The following is a 15,800-nucleotide window of genomic DNA, read 5'->3' on the forward strand; positions in this document are numbered from 1 at the left end:
ATGGCGCTCAACCCTAAAATAAAGTCGGCGCTCATTTTTGCGCTCAAGCTCACGGTGACGCTTGTCCCTGCGTACTTTGTGTACCGGAACATCGTCGGTTCGCCGGATTGGGACAGCGGTGACTTGTACCGGTTGTTCTCGGCCAAGAGCGTTCTGCCGTTCGTGGTGGCGTTGGTGTGCCTTGCGGTTTCGAATTTCACGGCGTGCTTGCAGTGGAAACTTTTGCTCGAGCGTCAGGGAGTTCACCTGGGCTATGCCCGCCTGCTCAAGCTCTACTACGTAGGCTTGTTCTTCAACAATTTTATGCCGGGGAATGTTGGCGGCGACGTGAAAAAGGTCTACGATATCCGCATGCAGGGTGGTCAAGACACTGTGGGTGCGGGCCTTACGGCGACATTCTTTGATAGGTTGTTCGGATTGTTCTTTGTGACGTTGTTCGCGCTTGCGATGGGGGCGCTGTTCTTTGTGCACGACGATGCGCAACGAGCCTTCGTGTGGCCGTCCATCTGGATTTTCCTCGGGTTCTGCGCCATGTTTGCGGGCCTTTGCAGCAAGCGGCTCGGGCGCATTGCGACCAACCTCATGTCGCGCTTTTTGCCCAAGAGCGTGGGTGAGAGGCTGGTGCGCATGTTCGAGAGGTTCCGGCATTTCCGTTCGGTAAAACTTTGGGCGCAGATTTCTGCATTGTCCTTTGCGACGCAGTCGCTCCGCATTCTGGTGCATTTCTTTTGCGGTATCGCCGTGGGCGTGGAACTTTCGGTTTCGTGGTATTTCTACTACATTCCGCTGGTTGCCATCGTGAGCGCTCTCCCGATATCGATTGGCGGGTTCGGCCCGCGTGAACTCCTGGCGCAGTCCCTGTTTGCCCGTGCCGGGGTGGCGAGTCTTGAATCGGTTGTCATCCAGTTGCTCGCATATTTCGTGAGCCTGGTCTTGAGTTTATTTGGCGCGTTCGTGTTCCTGTTGGGAGGAAATGCGAATAGTGCAGGCTGTCAGGACAAACAATCCTGATTTGATTTAGGTAGGGTGCAGGGGAAATAGCACCCAATCCATCGAGGTAATTATGGATGCCGAAGGCATCTTGCGTGGCCTGAATGCAGACCAGCGCGCGGCCGTATTGCACGACCACGAAAAAAATGCACAACTTTTGATACTTGCGGGGGCGGGGTCGGGTAAGACTTCCGTGCTTACCAAGCGAATCCAGTACCGCATTGCGATGGGCGTGAATCCGGAAAACATCCTCGCGCTCACGTTTACCGCAAAGGCGGCGTCTGAAATGCGGGAGCGCGTGCAGAAACTTTTTCCGGGGGCGCCTGTGCGGCTGTGTACGTTCCATTCGCTTGCTCTCTACATGCTCAAGCAAAACATCGGAGGCAAGTTCGCCTACGAGATGGTGGGGCTTAAGAAACCTCCCGTACCGCAGGATAGCCCCGCGGAAGACTTTGTGGAAAACCTGGTGCGACAGAAAATTCCGGCGAAGGAACTCGACCGGGAGCGCCTCTTTGACGATGCGTTCCCGTCGTCGCTCAGTTCTAGGCTCGACAAACTGCGTGCCTCCGTACTCGAAACCGGGCAGGTCGTATTCGAGGACCTCATTTACCTTGCGATTCGCCTGCTTGAAAATCATGAAGAGGCCCGTGCATATTTCCACAGGCAGTGGACCGAAATCCTTGTCGACGAATACCAGGACATAAACCCCTCGCAGTACCGCATGGTGAAGGCGCTCCTGGGTGACAGGAAAAGCCTGTTCGTGGTGGGCGATGACGACCAGGCGATATACGGGTTCCGCGGCGCGGATATCGGGAACATCAACCGCTTCTGCGACGACTTCAAGGAGAGTACCTTGATTCGCCTGGAGTGGAACTACCGCTCGACCTCGAACATATTGCACCTTGCGAACGCGATATTCGAGAACAAGCCTCTCCGGCTGCGGAAGGTCTTGCGCGCGGGCAACCCGAACGGCTCGGGCGGAAACCCGCTGTTCAGGGAAAACCGTGAACCCGAGGTGTGGGTGTCGGAAAACCCCATCGAGGAAATGATGAAGATTATCTGCAAAATCAAGGAACTGCGTGAAGCGTACGATTTCGCTTGGAAAAACTTCGCGATTCTCGTGCGTTATAACCGCCAGCGTGCCTATTACGAGGAAGTTCTGCGCGATGCGGAACTCCCGGTGGCGGGGGACGAAACCAGCGATGGGGAGGAGGTGGAAGACGGTATCCATATAGAGACCGTTCATGCATCCAAGGGTTTGCAGTACGCCGTGGTGTTCTACGCGGGCATTGCCGAGGGGCTTACTCCGGGGGAATGTACTGGCAGTGCAAAACAGCGCAAAAAGCAGTTGGACGAAGAACGCAGGCTCTATTATGTGGGCGTTACCCGTGCCGAAGCATACCTGATTTTGTTATATTGCAAACAGCGGTTTTGGAAGGGCAGACTCCGTAACTACAGAAAGTCCCGGTTCCTGCCCCGAAAAGACACCCTTATTCCGGAATTGAAAATGCCTGTTATTTTGTTCAAAATATACGTTGTCGTTGTGGTGCTTTCGTACATGTTTATCCACATCTTGGCTCTGCCGTTCGTGCGCATTGCCCATCGGGGTCAGATTGGCCTCTGGATAGACAAGAAAATCCAGAGCTTCGGCAGGTTCTGCATGAAGGTACTCCGCATCGACCTTTCCATCGAGGACCAGGCAATCCTTTCAAAGGTGGACTGGACCCGCCCTGTCTTTGTGATGGGAAACCACAATTCGTATGCGGATATCCCGATTATCTTCCTCGCAATTGAACGCACCATCGGGTTTATCGCGAAGACGGAACTGCACATGATTCCCTTCCTCAACTTCTGGATGAAGGAAATCGGCTGCGTGTTCGTGAACCGCGAGAAGGGTGGCGGTGCTGCGCTTATCCGCGAGGCTATGGCACATGGCCGTGCCCCGAGGCTCTTTATATTCCCCGAAGGAACGCGTGGCAAGGACGAAAACATGGTGCCGTTCAAGAGCGGCGGCTTCAGGCTGGCGCTCGAGGCGGAAGCGACGATTTTGCCTGTGTTCATCAAGGGCTCCGGATTTGCGTGGGAACACCGCAAGGATGCAAAGCGCAAGAAGGTTTCGGTGAAGGTGCTCGAGCCGCTCGACGTGAAGGCGATGCTTGCCGAAAACGCAAAACTTGATGCCCGCAAGGACTTGATGCGCATTGTTCGCGAACGGATGGAAGCGGCGGTATGATAGGCGTTTTCGATTCGGGATTTGGCGGGCTTACCATACTCCGCGACCTGAAGAAGGCCTTGCCGGATTATGACTTTCTGTACCTGGGCGATAACGCGCGGGCGCCTTACGGGTCGCGCAGTTTCGAGACGATTTACCGCTATACGCTGGAATCGGTCCGCACGCTCTTTGCCCGCGGTTGCCCGCTGGTGATACTTGCCTGCAATACGGCGTCGGCGCGGGCGCTCCGGAGCATCCAGCAGCAGGTGCTGCCGTTCGAGTTCCCGGACAGGCGGGTGCTGGGCATTATCAGGCCCACGACCGAAGAGATTGGTAAGTTCACCAAGACGGGCCATATCGGGATTTTTGCTACCGCGGGTACGGTTTCCTCGAACAGTTACGGGATAGAGATAAGCCACTTCTTCCCGGACATGAAGGTGACACAGCATGCCTGCCCCATGTGGGTGCCGCTGGTGGAATGCGGGGAGGCAGGTACCGAGGGGGCGGCATTCTTCGTGAAGAAGGATGTCGACGCCCTGCTGGCACAGGACCCTGAAATCGATACGGTGCTTTTGGCCTGCACGCACTACCCGCTTTTGGAACGAGAAATTCGTGCCGCACTGCCACCGCAGGTTCGGCTCGTTTTCCAGGGCGATATTGTCGCGGGCAAGACGCTAGACTACCTCAGGCGCCACCCGGAGATGGAATCCAGACTCACGAAGGGCGGAAAAACGACGTATCTGACCTCGGATACTGCCGAATTTTTCGAAAAAGGGGCGTTTTTGTTCGGAATTGACAGAATTTCGGCAGAATCAGTAGTCCTGTAACTTATAAAAATGTACATTGCAAATGTAACTAACGAACCTATTTAGGTCCGCTTGTGTTTTTTTTATCATAGTGAGTAGTAACATGCCGAAGACACAGATCAATCTCGAAGGTTGGCAGGACTACCGTGGCAATGCCGCCGGAAGCCTGCTTTACGTGGAAACCAGCCGTCAGTCCGAAATGCCGGTGCGCGACCAGCTCAACGAAAATGAAAAGGGTTTTCTTTACGAGCCGAACTACGAAACCAGCACTTATGGCCTCATGAGCTGCTACAATGTGAAGAACATCAACGCCATTGTGCGTGCCAAGAGCCGCTACATCCTTTTCGGCACCCGCTACGAAGGCCTTAGCGATTCCGAAAAGCGCAACAAGTACCTCATTATGGGTTACATGCGCATCGACAAGATCAAGGACGTGCGTACCCGCCATATCCAGCGCTTCATGTCTAACCCGGAACTTCAGGAACCGGAATGCATGCAGATGGAACACAACTGGGCAGTCTACGGCCCGATGCATTTCGTCTCGATGGACGATTCCTTCCTTGTGACCGACGAAATTCTGAAGGAATGGGGCTACAAGGGCCATGCGAGCCGCCAGCTCAAGGCCGTGTTCCAGAAGGAACACCTGGACCAGATTCTCTCGTTCCTGGATTCCAAGGAAGACAAGATTGACGAATATATCGCCATCGTCGACGAATTCAAGGAAGCCCTCGCAGAAGGGTAATTGCGTCACTGATGCATCAAAAACACCGGCTTTTAAGCCGGTGTTTTCGTATTTATAATGTTTGCTACAAGCGACGCTTTGCACGCTCACACAATCACTTCGTTCCAGTGTTCGCTTTGCGAAACGCCGCTCTACGCAAAAAAAAAACGGAGTGTGCTTGAGTTCGAGATGTTTGTTGCTGGGGTGTGTAAAAAAACTGGAACTATAAAAGCCCATGCGACTGTTAGTCACTATGGGCTTTTATGAAATGCTGGGTGGGGGTTAAACTACAGGCTTGCTGCTTCTACTTTCTCACGATTTTCACGGTCGTGGCTTTCGTCTTCACGATATACATGCCCTTCTTGAGGTCGAGGCGGAGCGTGCCGTCGGCATTGAGGGCCTGACCCTTGATCCCGCTCCAGAGGAGGTTGCCGTTCAGGTCGAACACCTTCGCTTCCTTGTTCAGGTCGCTTGCGGCGAAGTTCGTGCGCATGCCCTTGATGGTGGAACTGCCTCCACATCCGGTAGCCACAATCTTTGCAATGTAGATGCCGGCGTTGTCGCTGTTGAACGAGAGCTGCGTGGAGCCGAAGGGGGCTCCGGTCGAGTCAATTTCGTTTGCGAGCGGGACGGATACTTCGGCCCAGGAGCCCGCGGGGGCAGAGTTGCCGTACTGGTAGTTGCTCCAGGTGCTGCCGCCCGCGCCGCCGATGTTCACGGAGGCGTCTTCGGCGTCGATGCTACGCATGGTGAACACGAGGTCCGTGCACTTGGTGAGCGGTTCCTTCACTGCTGCTGCATCGGGAATGGTGAAGAGGGCGTGCTGGTAGCCGCAGTCATCCTGCGCGCAGCCTGCGAGCGGAACCTTCACGTACTTGGAAATTCCGTCGAGCGCGGTCGTCTCGAAGGTGACCTTGCCGAGGGTCTCGTCGCTCTTCCAGCCCGCTGCGGAAGTTTCGTTCGCGTAGTCCACAATCACGAGAGAATCACCGAAGTTCTGGTTGGGGTCAATGTACGGGTCGTCGATGGGGGAGTCTTCGCACTGGAGCGCTGCCGTGTTGCTCGTGGTGAATACAACCGTGGTGATGGACTTTGCCGGGGCGTCGATGATGGCGCCTGCGGTGACGGTCTTGCTCTTTTCGCCGCTTTCGGTAGACTGCACGGCGTAAACCGGGTTGTAACCGTTCACGGAGAAGTTCAGGTTCTGTGCGGAACCCTTGTTGATGGCGATGACGGAGATGGAATCGCAGTCGGCGCTACGGAAGGCGACTGCATAGATGTCGCTACCGTCGGCGGTGCTGCTCACGACGCGCCAGCCCGGGTTCACGAACTTCGAGTAGTGGCGCATGGCGTGGTATTCGGGGTTGATATAGAGCTTTGCCTCGGTGCAGCTGCTCCAGCCTTCGCCCGGGCAAACGCCGATGAGCTGGCCGTTCTGTTCACCCCAGAAGAGTTCCCAGGCGATGTAGGCGTTCAGCTTGCCGCTCGTAAAGCCGACCTGCATAATATGGGCGAGGCCGAGCATGTCCTGCTCGCGCACGGCGTTTTCCATGGTGCAGAATTCCGTCATGATGATGGGCTTGTTGTCGCTGCCGTAGTTCTTGCCGATAGCGGTCATCGCCTTGCGGAAGTTCTCCGGATTCAGGTAGTTTGTGCCGGAGTTGTCGTTGCCGTCACCCGCATGGTACAGGTGGTAGGCGTAACCGTCGAGGTTCTTGTCGTCGAGCGCCTTCGCGTACTTTTCAAAGTTGCTATAGCCGATGCCGAGCGGTTCGGGACCGATAATCTTCGGCGGGTTTGCAAGCGTGCTGATGGAATCGCGTACGGCCTGGAGTGCCTGCTTGTAACCGGCAATCCCGTTGCTTTCGGTAGGCTCGAAGAGGGTCTCTTCGTATTCGGCTTCCATGTCGGGTTCATTCTGCAGGCTGATATAGTCAGGAGTGATGCCTGCGGCAGCGTAGGCCTGCAGGCTCTTCTTCCACCAGCCGGCGAATTCGCTGTAGACGAACTTGCCGTACGGGTCGCTGCTCGAAGTCTTGAGCGTGTTTTCGCTTTTGGAATGCTTCTGCCCGTTATCGCTTCCGTTCACGCTGCCGCTCGGTTTGAGGTTGCCCGGAGCGGACCAGCTGGACATCTCGATCTTGAGGCGGTTGCCGAGGCGCTCCTTGCCGGCCTTCACGATGGCGGCATCGTCTGCAATGCTCTTGGAGTCTTCTTGCTTCCAGTTGCCGATGCGGAGCAGCGAGAGGTTGAGTCCGTTAAATGCCGTGTCGTAGAAGTCCTTCTGCATCGAAGAACTCATGGCGGTAATCCAGCTTTGGTAGTAGGCTGCACCCGCACCAAATCCGACAATCTTTTGTGCCGTGCTGGCGGGATCTACCGTGATATTTGCGGCTGTCGCAAGCGATGCCGCAGCAAGGGCGACCGAGGCCGCTGTCAGGGATTTCTTAAACATACACACATCCTTTTTTTTTACTCCCCAACCCCAAAACCCATTAATCATCAATTATCAATCATCAATCATCAATCATCAATCATCAATCATCAATTATCAATTAACTAGTAAGCTCCTTCGCCCTTGAACACGACCTTGAACGTCTTGAGGATAAGCTTGAAATCGTCTCCGAGCTTGCCGTCGCGACGGATGTAGTCGTTGTCGAGTCGCATCTGCCCTTCGAACGAGATGTTGCTTCGACCGCTTACCTGCCAAATACAGGTGAGTCCAGGGGTCACGGACAGGCGCATGCGGTGCCAGGGTTCGTATTCCGCCACCTCGGAAGGAATCGGCGGGCGCGGCCCCACGATAGACATGTCGCCCTTGATAATGTTGATGAGCTGCGGGAGTTCGTCAAGGCTGAACTTGCGCAGCACGTGCCCGAACGGGTAAATGCGCGGGTCGTTCTTCATCTTGAACGTCTTGCCGCCAGTCTCGTTCTGGGCCATCAGTTCCTTTTTGCGCTCTTCTGCATCCACGTACATGCTTCGGAACTTGTACATGGTAAACAGTTTGCCGTTACGCCCCACGCGGGTCTGCTTGAAAATGACCGGCCCCTTGTGGTCGCTAATCTTGACTGCTGCGGCACAGAACAGGAGAATGGGGGAAAGGACTATCAGGGCTAGACTCGAACAACTGACATCGACAAGGCGCTTGATGGCGTGCCGGTACTTAATCTTGTGCGGGTGCTGCCAGATATGGTCGAGGTTCAGGCGCTCGAGCGAGAAGAAACTTCCGTTGGTGCTGTTGAACTTCTTGAGGGCTTCGTCCATTTCCAGGTTGTCTTTTTCCTGGAGCCCGGTGTAGATGTATGCCTGGAATATGGGGCTCTTGGGCTTGTGGCGGAGAGCCTGGATAAGGCCCGCGTCGTTCAGCTTGTGGAGGATTTCCTTGCGGATGGATTCCAGCGTGTTCATGTCGGAATTCAGGAGGATAATCCCGATACCGCTCTCGTCGGTCAGGTACCCGAGCACGTCGATGAAGCGGAGGTGCGAGAACATGGTGAGCACGCTGATGCGCCAAGTCTTTTCCACAATGCGCGAGGGGCGGCCCCAGCCAAAGAAGTCGTACTGGTGCGAGTAAACCTTGATGAACAGGAACGGCCTGCGGGTGCGGTTCGCCCTCAGAAATTCCTCGTTGAGGCGCGTCCTGAAGAGACGTGCCGGATAGACAATGTTCTTGAGCCTTTGCTCGTTAAGAATGTCGCTTATCGCCGGATTGGATATTTCCTGTTCCATGTAAAAAAATATAGTTATTTTGTGCTCTGGATAGGGTATGGAATCCGCAAGGTGGCTGTAGGCTACTAGCGTAAAATTCTATATTGTGTCTCCGAAAAAATCAAAAAATGGAGACGCCTTATGTTGCGTATTGGCTTAATTGGTACTGGAACCGTCGGTGGCGGTGTCATTCAGATTCTGGAACAGAAGATTGCCGAGTACAAGGAAAAGCTCGGTGTCGAACTCGAACTCGCCTGCATCTGCGCGAAGTCCGAGGAAGAAGTTGCCCCGTACAAGGCGAAGGGCTACAAGGTTTCCACAAACGCCGACGAGATGATTGCCGGTGACGGTATTGACGTGCTTGTGGAACTTGCCGGTGGCTACAACATGCCGCGCAAGTGGATTCTCGCTGCCCTCAATTCGGGCAAGCACGTGGTGACCGCGAACAAGGCCCTCCTTGCCAAGTACGGCCACGAGATTTTCCCGCTCGCTGCCGAAAAGGGCCTGCACGTGCTGTTCGAAGCAGCCGTGGGCGGTGGCATTCCTATCATCCGCAGCCTCCAGGAAGGCCTGCTCGGCTCTACGGTGGAACACCTGAGCTGCATCATCAATGGTACCTGCAACTACATCCTGAGCCGCATGGCCGACGAAGGCCTCGACTTTGATGTGGTTTTGAAGGATGCCCAGAAGCTCGGCTTTGCCGAAGCCGACCCGACCTTCGATATCGAAGGCATCGACTCCGCCCACAAGACTGCCTTGCTCGCTAGCCTCTGCAGCGGCAAGCGTGTGGACTTCGAAAAGATTCACGTGACCGGCATTTCGAAGATTACCGCCCAGGATATCGCGTTCGCCAAGGAACTTGGCTGCTGCGTGAAGCTCCTCGGCATCTACCACCGCGACGGCGACCGCGTGGATGCCCGCGTGCATCCGTGCTTCGTCTCTAACGAGAACCTGCTTTCGAACGTGAACGGCGTAATCAACGCGGTTTACCTCAAGTGCGACAACCTGGGCGAAACGGTCCAGACTGGCGCCGGTGCAGGCCGCCTCCCGACCGCATCCGCCGTCGTGGCCGACCTCGTTTCCCTGGCCCGCTCTGTGGATACGGGTAGCCGCAAGGCGCTCCCGATGGGCTGGTTCAACGTCGACAATTCGGCAACTCTCGTGCCTATCTCCGAGACGAGCGCCCGCTACTACCTGCGCTTCACTTCCCGTGACGCCTGCGGCGTGCTCGCGAAGATTACGAGCGTCTTGGCCGAAAATAGCATCTCCATCGAGACGATTATCCAGAAGAACGTGAAGGACCCGGGCAAGGTCTCTATCGTGGTCATCACCGAAAAGACGCAGGACTGCAAGGCCTCGAAGGCGGTGGACGCCATCGACGCCCTGCCCGAAATCGTCGAAAAGAGCCAGGTTATCCGCTTCCTCGCCTAAGGCGTGGTTTCTGAAACCTGAATTTTGTAGTTTATTGGCGTATGTTCCGTGCAACTACATTGGAGCGCATCCTCCTAGTCCTTTCGGATTTTGTCGCCGTGTCGATTTGCTTCCTTGGCGCGTTCTGGGTGCAGTTCCATAGTGGTTGGATTGTCGACAAGTTCGACCCGACTAAGACATTCGACCAGTACTGGACCATGGGGCTTGCCCTCAATATCGGTTGGCTCGTGCTGTTTACCTGCGCGGGCCTGTACCGTTCATGGTTGCTCCTTTCGAGAACTCACCAGATTCTGCGTGTACTTCGTGCCGTAGTCATCGGTGTGGTGCTTATCATTATCGGGCTTTTCGGTACGGAGTTCCTGGGGAAGGTTTTCACGAACCAGCCTCTGAACGAAGGCTACCTGTATGGCTCCCGATTCCCGTGGATATTTATCTACGGCGGGCTTGCGATGGTGCTTGTGGCCGGTTTCCGCATGTTTATTTACTTCTGCTTGCGTGGCTTGCTCCGCTTGGGTTATGGCGCGAACAACATACTGGTGCTCGGCGCGACTGAGGCGGGCCGCAAGGTGGCCGAAGACCTTAAGAACACTCCGGCGCGTGGCCAGCGGGTGGTGGGCTTTGTGGATGAACGCTACCAGGTCATATCGCACGACTTTGCAGGCTTCCCGGTCTTGGGCAAGTATTCCGACCTCGCTGCACTTGTAAAGAAGTACAAGGTTACGGGTATCGTGATTGCGCACGAAAGTTCCTCCCCGCAAGAAATCATGCGCGTGCTGGTGTGGATTTGTGAACTTCCCTTGCATATCTATATTGTACCGGAACTCTACCCGGTGGTGAACGGGCAGTTCAAGGGTAACCTCGTCTATGGGTTTGAACTGCAGGAACTTTTCGCGTTTACCATGCCGCCCTGGCAGGTGCGGGTGAAGCGCATTATCGACGTGCTGTTTGGCGCGTTTCTGGGTTTTTGCTCCCTGCCGGTTTGCCTGCTAGCGGCTATTGCCATCAAGCTCGAGGACCGCGGGCCGGTATTCTATTCGCAGGAACGCATCGGCCTGTATGGCAAGCCCTTTACGGTCTACAAGTTCCGCACCATGCGTACCGATGCCGAAAAGTTCGGCGCCCAGTGGGCAACGAAGGACGACCCGCGCATTACGAAGGTGGGTAAGTTCCTGCGCAAGACCCGCATCGACGAGCTCCCGCAGATTCTTTGTGTATTGAAGGGCGACATGAGCATGGTGGGCCCGCGCCCTGAACGTGCCGTGTTTATCAGCAAACTTCGCGAACAGATTCCGTTCTACATCAGCCGCCTCAAGATGAAGCCGGGCCTTACGGGCTGGGCGCAGGTGCGTCACCATTACGATACGAGCATCGAGGACGTGCAGATTAAACTACAGTACGACATGTATTACTACGAGAACATGAGCCTGCTCTTGGATTTCCAGATTCTCGTGCGGACGGTCTACGTTGTGTTGACCGGTAAAGGAGCGCAATAGAGACGAAAGAACGCTCGCGGTGCTTGCTATAGACGAAAGACGAAAGAAAAAAAGCGGTATAATTATGTATGGAGATTGCTCAACACCTGTTTTCCCTACCGACGATGCTCTCACGATGATTCGCCTCGCGCTTGCCGAAGACGTGCGCACGGGCGACGTGACCAGCGAATGGACTATCCCTGCCGACCAGAAGCAGCATGCCCGCCTGATTGCAAAAGAAGATGGCGTGCTTGCGGGCCTCCCGGTGATTGAACTCGTGTTCCAGGAACTCAAGGCAAATGTGAAGGTAACGCTCCACAAGAAAGATGGCGACGTGGTGAAGAAAGGCGACCTGATTGCCGAAATGGACGGCACGACGCATGAACTCCTGACGGGCGAGCGTACGCTCCTGAACTTTATCCAGCAACTTTCCGGCGTGGCGACAGTCGCGCATACCTTCCAGGAAGCCTTGAAGGGCGGGAAAACCAAGGTGCTCGATACCCGCAAGACGGTTCCCGGTTTCCGCACGTTGCAGAAGTACGCCGTGCGCGTCGGTGGCGGTTCCAACCACCGCATGGGCCTCTTTGACATGGTGCTGGTGAAGGACAACCACATCGCTGCTGCAGGTGGCGTTCTCGAAGCACTCGAAGTGGTGAAGAAGAACAACACGCAGGGCCTGATGGTCGAGATGGAAGTGGAAAACTTCGACCAGCTGCGCGCTCTTTTGAACAAGGGCGTAGACGTCATCATGCTTGACAACATGAGCAACGAGATGATGGCCGAGGCCCTGAAGATTATCAAGGAAAGCGGTGACAAGTGCCTGGTGGAAGGCTCGGGCAATATGACGCTCGAACGTGCGAAGGAAATCGCGACACTCGGCCTCGATTACATCTCTGTCGGTGCGCTAACGCATAGCGTGAAGGCTCTCGACATCTCGATGCGCATTTAGTTTTTTGATTTGCACATGAAAAAGAATTTGGATAAACCTGTACGGAAGTCGAATCGCGAAACTTTTAGCTTCGTCGTGGATGTGGGCAACTCCCACACGGTTTTGGGTATTTTCAAGGGCGACAAGGTGGTGGACCACTGGAGGCTTACTACCCGCAAGGAAACGACTAGCGACGAAGTGATGAACCGCATTGGCGGACTTGTGCGCTTTTCGAAAATCAAGCCGGCAGAAATTACGCACGTGGGCCTGTCGACGGTGGTGCCCGCGCATGAGCGCCCTTGGATCAAGGCCCTGCAGACGCTCCTCAAGCGCCCGGTGCAGGTGGTAAGTTCCAAGAACTGCCTCGGTTGCCCGATTGCCTACCCGAACCCGGCGTCGCTCGGTGCCGACCGCTTGTGCAACATTATCGCACTCCGTGACCGTGGCTACAAGGATGCCATCGTGGTGGATATGGGCACGGCAACGACATTTGACGTGATGAAGGACGGCGGCTTCGCTGGCGGTATAATTATTCCGGGCATTAGCGCAAGCCTCGATGTCTTGACCGAGAAGGCGGCGCGCCTGTTGCCGGTAAGCATCGAGTGGCCGGAACACGTTATTGCAAACAATACTGACGATGCCATCCGCGCGGGCCTCCTGTATGGCTTTATGGCGGAACTCGAGACGCTTGTCGAAAAAATCAAGGCCGAGATGGGCAAGAAGAAGGTACCCGTGTTTGCGACGGGTGGCTGGGGCCGCATGGTGATGGGGCACAGCAAGGTTATCGATACCTACGACCCGTATTTGACTCTGAACGGTGTGCGCCTGGTGGCGCTCCATGGCAATTCTGCCGCAGAACTGGAGAAGGATTCTGATGAATAAAATCAATCTTTCGTCTTTCGTCTTTCGTCTAGGAGGCATCAATGCGTTGCTTAGTTACCGGTGGTGCAGGATTCCTGGGTAGTCACTTGTGTGAACGTCTGCTGAATGACGGTCATGAGGTGATTTGCCTTGACAACTACTTTACGGGCCGTATGGTGAACGTCGCTCACCTGCGCGATAACCGGAACTTCGAGCTCATTCGCCACGACGTGACGGAACCGATTTTGCTGGAAGTGGACCGCATCTTTAATCTCGCGTGCCCCGCGAGCCCCATTCATTACCAGTTCAACCCGGTAAAGACCATCAAGACGAGCGTGATGGGCGCTATCAATATGCTTGGCATGGCGAAGCGCGTGAAGGCGCGTATTTTGCAGGCGAGCACTAGCGAAGTCTACGGCGACCCGGCGGTGCACCCGCAGACCGAAGACTACTGGGGCAACGTGAACCCCATCGGTATCCGCAGCTGCTACGACGAAGGCAAGCGCGTTGCTGAAACGCTCTTTATGGATTACCACAGACAAAATAACGTGGACATCCGCATCGTGCGTATTTTCAACACGTACGGCCCGCGCATGCTTATGAACGATGGTCGCGTGGTGTCAAACTTTATTGTGCAGGCGCTCAAGGGCGAAGATCTCACGATTTACGGCGACGGCAGCCAGACCCGCAGTTTTTGCTATGTGGATGACCTCATCGAAGGTTTTGTGCGCATGATGAATCAGGACAAGATTATTGGACCCGTGAACATCGGGAACCCCGGTGAATTCACGATGCTTGAACTTGCGAAGGAAGTGCTTGACCTCACCGGCTCCAAGAGCAAGATTGTGTACAAGCCTCTCCCGGGTGACGACCCGAAGATGCGTCGTCCGAACATTGATCTTGCGAAGTCTGCCCTCGGTTGGGAACCGAAAATCCCGCTGCGCCAGGGTCTCGAGAAGACAATTGTCTACTTCGAGGAACTGCTCAAGTGCGAACGCTAGCAGTTTGCAGATACTAGGACTTGTCATGCCCGGCTTGACCGGGCAACTTTATTTCTTTTAATAGGATTACTTACAGCCTACTACTTTGCAGATAGGGCAGTTTTCGGGCTTGTGACCCATTGCCTTGCAGTACGTGCGCCCGAAGTAGATAATCTGCAGGTGGCGCTTTTCCCATTCATCCTTCGGGAAAATCTTCTTGAGGTCGGCCTCGGTCTGTTCCACGCTACTGCCGTCCGATAGTCCCCAGCGCTTGGCTAGGCGGTGGATGTGCGTATCGACGGGGAAGGCGGGAATCTTGAAGATGTGGCTCATCACGACGCTTGCTGTCTTGTGGCCTACGCCGGGGAGTGATTCAAGTTCTTCGAAGGTGCGGGGGACTTCGCCGCCGTATTTCTCGACGAGCGTTTTTGACAGGTTGTAAATGTTCTTGCTTTTCGTGTTGAAGAATCCGCACGGCTTGATGATTTCTGCAATCGCGTCAATGCCGAGCTTGACCATGGCGGCGGGCGTTTTCGCTTTCTTGAACAACACCTTCGTTACCTGGTTCACGCGGATGTCGGTGCATTGCGCACTCAATACGACCGCGACAAGCATCGTGTAGGCGTTTGAGTAGTCCAGCGGAATCGGCGGGTTCGGGAAGAGTTCGTCCAGCTTTTCGCCGATGAACTTGATCTTGTCCGTTTTTTTCATGTCCTGCGCCTCCTTTCGTCTTTCGTCTGTAGCGAGCCGCATTGCGGCGCAGCGTACTTTCGTCTAGTTTAGTCGCAATCGCGCGTGAAGTCTTGTTGCATGTTGAAGCTGGGCATGTCGTCGGTCGGGTGGCCGACTTCGACGGCGGGGACGCCTGCGTATGTCGTGTGCGGAGGAACGTCGCAGAGCACCACCGCGCCCGCACCAATCTTCGCGCAGTCGCCGATGTGGATGTTGCCGAGCAGCTGGGCGTGTGCACCGAGCATCACGCCGTTTCCGATTTTTGGGTGACGGTCGCCGGTCTCGTTGCCGGTACCGCCAAGCGTCACACCGTGCAAGAAACTCACGTTGTTCCCGACAATTGCCGTCTCGCCGATGACGATGTTTGTCGCGTGGTCAATCAGGAGGCCGTGCCCGATTTTTGCGGCCGGGTGGATGTCCATGCCGAACTTGCGGCTGATGATGTTCTGGAGCATTTTTGCGGGGAACGGGCGGTTCTCTGTCCAGAGGGCGTGTGCCACGCGGTAGGCCTGCAGGCCCTGGAACCCCTTGAACAGCAGGAGCGGTTCGAGGTAGCTGGTGCAGGCGGGGTCGCGGAGTACGGTCGCGTTCAAGTCCTTGCAGGCGGAAACGAGCAGTTCGGGGTACTTGATGTACAGCGCGTTGAACATCTTCTCGAGTTCCGCACGGTCGATGACTTCGCCCGCGAGTTGACAGGCGAGCGTTACGGATAGCATGTCGGCAAAGTTCTTGCGGTTCAACACCTGCTCTTCGAGCATGAGCTTCGAGAGCGGTTCGTTGGCGGCTAGTTCCGAGGCCTCGTCGCGGAGGCGCTTTTCCATTTCTTCGACTGTCATAGCGAAAGCAAATATAGAAATTTGCGTGCCGTATTATGTTAATCCGGTTTAAAATGATGCGGGAGGGGCCCCAGCTCAGAGTTGCGAAGGCCGCACGGGCCCCTCCCTGCACCCTCCCCA

At 55.4% G+C, this 15,800-nt stretch carries 13 protein-coding genes; 9 read left to right on the top strand and 4 right to left on the bottom strand.

Annotation, left to right across the window (positions count from 1 at the left end; all coding sequences use genetic code 11):
- From CRO08_RS02870 to CRO08_RS02885, 4 genes are all read left to right on the top strand, one after another.
- Nucleotides 1-1,011: a lysylphosphatidylglycerol synthase transmembrane domain-containing protein gene (locus tag CRO08_RS02870; RefSeq protein ID WP_097034969.1), complete on the top strand. Its 1,011-nt coding sequence runs from the start codon at nt 1-3 to the stop codon at nt 1,009-1,011.
- A 52-nt stretch (nt 1,012-1,063) separates the two neighbouring features.
- The gene (locus CRO08_RS02875) at nt 1,064-3,223 is read left to right on the top strand and encodes a UvrD-helicase domain-containing protein (RefSeq protein ID WP_255252221.1); all 2,160 of its coding nucleotides are present in this window, start codon (nt 1,064-1,066) and stop codon (nt 3,221-3,223) included.
- The gene (gene murI / locus CRO08_RS02880) at nt 3,220-4,029 is read left to right on the top strand and encodes a glutamate racemase (RefSeq protein ID WP_097034970.1); all 810 of its coding nucleotides are present in this window, start codon (nt 3,220-3,222) and stop codon (nt 4,027-4,029) included. Before CRO08_RS02875 ends, murI begins: the two co-directional genes overlap by 4 nt.
- 82 nt (nt 4,030-4,111) lie before the next feature.
- On the top strand, nt 4,112-4,750 hold the full coding sequence (locus tag CRO08_RS02885) for a hypothetical protein (protein WP_097034971.1): 639 nt from the start codon (nt 4,112-4,114) through the stop codon (nt 4,748-4,750).
- Nucleotides 4,751-5,033: 283 nt separating this feature from the next.
- Here the strand turns inward: CRO08_RS02885 and CRO08_RS02890 are convergent, their stop codons facing one another.
- Both CRO08_RS02890 and CRO08_RS02895 read right to left on the bottom strand, forming a co-directional pair.
- A complete protein-coding gene (locus tag CRO08_RS02890) occupies nt 5,034-7,184 on the bottom strand; it encodes a glycosyl hydrolase (RefSeq protein ID WP_097034972.1) in 2,151 nt (716 codons plus the stop codon).
- 104 nt (nt 7,185-7,288) lie between these two features.
- On the bottom strand, nt 7,289-8,461 hold the full coding sequence (locus CRO08_RS02895) for a sugar transferase (protein WP_097034973.1): 1,173 nt from the start codon (nt 8,459-8,461) through the stop codon (nt 7,289-7,291).
- 120 nt (nt 8,462-8,581) lie between these two features.
- Here CRO08_RS02895 and CRO08_RS02900 point away from each other — a divergent pair, with 120 nt between their 5' ends.
- From CRO08_RS02900 to CRO08_RS02920, 5 genes are all read left to right on the top strand, one after another.
- Nucleotides 8,582-9,871 (top strand): homoserine dehydrogenase, encoded by a 1,290-nt coding sequence (locus CRO08_RS02900; protein WP_097034974.1) that lies wholly within the window; start codon nt 8,582-8,584, stop codon nt 9,869-9,871.
- Between the two features lie 41 nt (nt 9,872-9,912).
- Nucleotides 9,913-11,364, top strand: coding sequence for a sugar transferase (locus tag CRO08_RS02905; protein ID WP_097034975.1), 1,452 nt, complete (start codon nt 9,913-9,915; stop codon nt 11,362-11,364).
- 64 nt (nt 11,365-11,428) lie between these two features.
- Nucleotides 11,429-12,292, top strand: coding sequence for a carboxylating nicotinate-nucleotide diphosphorylase (nadC, locus tag CRO08_RS02910; protein WP_097034976.1), 864 nt, complete (start codon nt 11,429-11,431; stop codon nt 12,290-12,292).
- 15 nt (nt 12,293-12,307) lie between these two features.
- Nucleotides 12,308-13,153, top strand: coding sequence for a type III pantothenate kinase (locus tag CRO08_RS02915; protein ID WP_097034977.1), 846 nt, complete (start codon nt 12,308-12,310; stop codon nt 13,151-13,153).
- A 41-nt stretch (nt 13,154-13,194) separates the two neighbouring features.
- Nucleotides 13,195-14,133: a UDP-glucuronic acid decarboxylase family protein gene (locus CRO08_RS02920; RefSeq protein ID WP_097034978.1), complete on the top strand. Its 939-nt coding sequence runs from the start codon at nt 13,195-13,197 to the stop codon at nt 14,131-14,133.
- A gap of 66 nt (nt 14,134-14,199) precedes the next feature.
- Here CRO08_RS02920 and nth read toward each other — a convergent pair whose 3' ends face one another.
- A complete protein-coding gene (nth, locus tag CRO08_RS02925; protein WP_097035708.1) occupies nt 14,200-14,823 on the bottom strand; it encodes an endonuclease III in 624 nt (207 codons plus the stop codon).
- Between the two features lie 68 nt (nt 14,824-14,891).
- On the bottom strand, nt 14,892-15,680 hold the full coding sequence (cysE, locus tag CRO08_RS02930; protein WP_097034979.1) for a serine O-acetyltransferase: 789 nt from the start codon (nt 15,678-15,680) through the stop codon (nt 14,892-14,894).
- Between the last annotated feature and the right edge of the window lie 120 nt (nt 15,681-15,800).

The organism is Fibrobacter sp. UWT3 (assembly GCF_900230125.1).
In the GTDB taxonomy this organism is placed as follows: Bacteria; Fibrobacterota; Fibrobacteria; order Fibrobacterales; family Fibrobacteraceae; genus Fibrobacter.

Coding starts and splice junctions, on each gene's coding strand:
- CRO08_RS02870 (WP_097034969.1), top strand. CDS start 1: ATGGCGCTCAACCCTAAAATAAAGTCGGCGCTCATTTTTGCGCTCAAG.
- CRO08_RS02875 (WP_255252221.1), top strand. CDS start 1,064: ATGGATGCCGAAGGCATCTTGCGTGGCCTGAATGCAGACCAGCGCGCG.
- murI (WP_097034970.1), top strand. CDS start 3,220: ATGATAGGCGTTTTCGATTCGGGATTTGGCGGGCTTACCATACTCCGC.
- CRO08_RS02885 (WP_097034971.1), top strand. CDS start 4,112: ATGCCGAAGACACAGATCAATCTCGAAGGTTGGCAGGACTACCGTGGC.
- CRO08_RS02890 (WP_097034972.1), bottom strand. CDS start 7,184: ATGTTTAAGAAATCCCTGACAGCGGCCTCGGTCGCCCTTGCTGCGGCA.
- CRO08_RS02895 (WP_097034973.1), bottom strand. CDS start 8,461: ATGGAACAGGAAATATCCAATCCGGCGATAAGCGACATTCTTAACGAG.
- CRO08_RS02900 (WP_097034974.1), top strand. CDS start 8,582: ATGTTGCGTATTGGCTTAATTGGTACTGGAACCGTCGGTGGCGGTGTC.
- CRO08_RS02905 (WP_097034975.1), top strand. CDS start 9,913: ATGTTCCGTGCAACTACATTGGAGCGCATCCTCCTAGTCCTTTCGGAT.
- nadC (WP_097034976.1), top strand. CDS start 11,429: ATGTATGGAGATTGCTCAACACCTGTTTTCCCTACCGACGATGCTCTC.
- CRO08_RS02915 (WP_097034977.1), top strand. CDS start 12,308: ATGAAAAAGAATTTGGATAAACCTGTACGGAAGTCGAATCGCGAAACT.
- CRO08_RS02920 (WP_097034978.1), top strand. CDS start 13,195: ATGCGTTGCTTAGTTACCGGTGGTGCAGGATTCCTGGGTAGTCACTTG.
- nth (WP_097035708.1), bottom strand. CDS start 14,823: ATGAAAAAAACGGACAAGATCAAGTTCATCGGCGAAAAGCTGGACGAA.
- cysE (WP_097034979.1), bottom strand. CDS start 15,680: ATGACAGTCGAAGAAATGGAAAAGCGCCTCCGCGACGAGGCCTCGGAA.